The organism is Vibrio sp. 11986-1-5, from assembly GCF_963878025.1.
Lineage (GTDB): Bacteria > Pseudomonadota > Gammaproteobacteria > Enterobacterales > Vibrionaceae > Vibrio > Vibrio injensis.
This window is the reverse complement of record NZ_CAWNVW010000014.1, coordinates 1-3,110: the sequence shown is the minus strand read 5'-3', so window position 1 is coordinate 3,110 and position 3,110 is coordinate 1. Positions and strand designations below refer to the sequence as shown.

Sequence of the window (3,110 nt, the reverse complement as noted above, 5' to 3'; positions counted from 1 at the left end):
GATAAGTTACTTGTAAAGTTCTCAATCTTTATCTTTTGATAAAGACCAAAAATACACATTCAAGTGTGCTTGGTGAAAAACATCTTCGGATGCTTTTCAAAAATTGAGTCCGGCAAAATCTGTCTCGCACTCATGAAAATAAAACGCGAGACAACTTAGGTTGTTTAAACAACAATCCGAAACTCCTTCGGGTTGTATGGTTAAGTGACTAAGCGTACACGGTGGATGCCTAGGCAGTCAGAGGCGATGAAGGACGTAGTAACTTGCGATAAGCGTAGATGAGGCAGTAACAGCCACTTGAGTCTACGATTTCCGAATGGGGAAACCCAAGTGCATAAGCACTTATCGCTGCGTGAATACATAGCGCAGCGAGGCAAACCGGGGGAACTGAAACATCTAAGTACCCCGAGGAGAAGAAATCAACCGAGATTCCGAAAGTAGCGGCGAGCGAAATTGGATTAGCCCTTAAGCTTTATTGGTGTCAGGCGAAGTGCTCTGGAAAGGCACGCGATACCGGGTGATAGCCCCGTAGCCGTTAACGCCAGTAAAGTGAAATCGAGTAGGGCGGGACACGTGTTATCCTGTCTGAATATGGGGGGACCATCCTCCAAGGCTAAATACTCCTGATTGACCGATAGTGAACCAGTACCGTGAGGGAAAGGCGAAAAGAACCCCTGTGAGGGGAGTGAAATAGAACCTGAAACCGTGTACGTACAAGCAGTAGGAGCAGGCTTTGTCCTGTGACTGCGTACCTTTTGTATAATGGGTCAGCGACTTATATTCAGTGGCAAGGTTAACCAAATAGGGGAGCCGTAGGGAAACCGAGTCTTAACTGGGCGTTCAGTCTCTGGATATAGACCCGAAACCGGGTGATCTAGCCATGGGCAGGTTGAAGGTTGAGTAACATCAACTGGAGGACCGAACCGACTAATGTTGAAAAATTAGCGGATGACTTGTGGCTAGGGGTGAAAGGCCAATCAAACTCGGAGATAGCTGGTTCTCCCCGAAAGCTATTTAGGTAGCGCCTCGGACGAATACTACTGGGGGTAGAGCACTGTTAAGGCTAGGGGGTCATCCCGACTTACCAACCCTTTGCAAACTCCGAATACCAGTAAGTACTATCCGGGAGACACACGGCGGGTGCTAACGTCCGTCGTGAAGAGGGAAACAACCCAGACCGCCAGCTAAGGTCCCAAAGTATTGCTAAGTGGGAAACGATGTGGGAAGGCTTAGACAGCTAGGATGTTGGCTTAGAAGCAGCCATCATTTAAAGAAAGCGTAATAGCTCACTAGTCGAGTCGGCCTGCGCGGAAGATGTAACGGGGCTAAGCAATACACCGAAGCTGCGGCAATGCGATTTATCGTATTGGGTAGGGGAGCGTTCTGTAAGCCGTTGAAGGTGAATCGTAAGGTTTGCTGGAGGTATCAGAAGTGCGAATGCTGACATGAGTAACGACAAGGGGGGTGAAAAACCTCCCCGCCGGAAGACCAAGGGTTCCTGTCCAACGTTAATCGGGGCAGGGTAAGTCGACCCCTAAGGCGAGGCCGAAAGGCGTAGTCGATGGGAAACGGGTTAATATTCCCGTACTTCTTATGAATGCGATGGGGGGACGGAGAAGGCTAGGTGGGCCAGGCGACGGTTGTCCTGGTTCAAGTGCGTAGGCTAAGAGACTAGGTAAATCCGGTTTCTTGTTAGGCTGAGACACGACGTCGAGCTGCTACGGCAGTGAAGTCATTGATGCCCTGCTTCCAGGAAAAGCCTCTAAGCTTCAGTTCATAAGAAATCGTACCCCAAACCGACACAGGTGGTCGGGTAGAGAATACCAAGGCGCTTGAGAGAACTCGGGTGAAGGAACTAGGCAAAATGGTACCGTAACTTCGGGAGAAGGTACGCTCTTGACGGTGAAGTCCCTTGCGGATGGAGCTATTGAGAGTCGCAGATACCAGGTGGCTGCAACTGTTTATTAAAAACACAGCACTGTGCAAAATCGCAAGATGACGTATACGGTGTGACGCCTGCCCGGTGCCGGAAGGTTAATTGATGGGGTTAGACGCAAGTCGAAGCTCTTGATCGAAGCCCCGGTAAACGGCGGCCGTAACTATAACGGTCCTAAGGTAGCGAAATTCCTTGTCGGGTAAGTTCCGACCTGCACGAATGGCGTAATGATGGCCACGCTGTCTCCACCCGAGACTCAGTGAAATTGAAATCGCTGTGAAGATGCAGTGTACCCGCGGCTAGACGGAAAGACCCCGTGAACCTTTACTACAGCTTGGCACTGAACATTGAACCTACATGTGTAGGATAGGTGGGAGACTTTGAAGCGCAGACGCTAGTTTGCGTGGAGTCGACCTTGAAATACCACCCTTGTAGTTTTGATGTTCTAACGTTGGCCCCTAATCGGGGTTGCGGACAGTGCCTGGTGGGTAGTTTGACTGGGGCGGTCTCCTCCCAAAGAGTAACGGAGGAGCACGAAGGTGGGCTAATCACGGTTGGACATCGTGAGGTTAGTGCAATGGCATAAGCCCGCTTAACTGCGAGAATGACGGTTCGAGCAGGTGCGAAAGCAGGTCATAGTGATCCGGTGGTTCTGAATGGAAGGGCCATCGCTCAACGGATAAAAGGTACTCCGGGGATAACAGGCTGATACCGCCCAAGAGTTCATATCGACGGCGGTGTTTGGCACCTCGATGTCGGCTCATCACATCCTGGGGCTGAAGTCGGTCCCAAGGGTATGGCTGTTCGCCATTTAAAGTGGTACGCGAGCTGGGTTTAGAACGTCGTGAGACAGTTCGGTCCCTATCTGCCGTGGGCGTTGGAGAATTGAAGGGGGCTGCTCCTAGTACGAGAGGACCGGAGTGGACGAACCTCTGGTGTTCGGGTTGTCACGCCAGTGGCATTGCCCGGTAGCTAAGTTCGGAATTGATAAGCGCTGAAAGCATCTAAGCGCGAAGCGAGCCCTGAGATGAGTTCTCCCTGGCACTATAAGTGTCCTAAAGGGTTGTTCGAGACTAGAACGTTGATAGGCAGGGTGTGTAAGCGCTGTGAGGCGTTGAGCTAACCTGTACTAATTGCCCGTGAGGCTTAACCATACAACACCGAAGGGGTTTTG

Annotated in this window: 1 rRNA gene; it reads left to right on the top strand. The window is 51.0% G+C overall.

Features of this window, described 5'->3' with window-relative positions:
- The first annotated feature begins 198 nt into the window (after positions 1 to 198).
- Positions 199 to 3,090 (top strand): 23S ribosomal RNA (locus tag AACS00_RS05835).
- Positions 3,091 to 3,110: the final 20 nt, after the last annotated feature.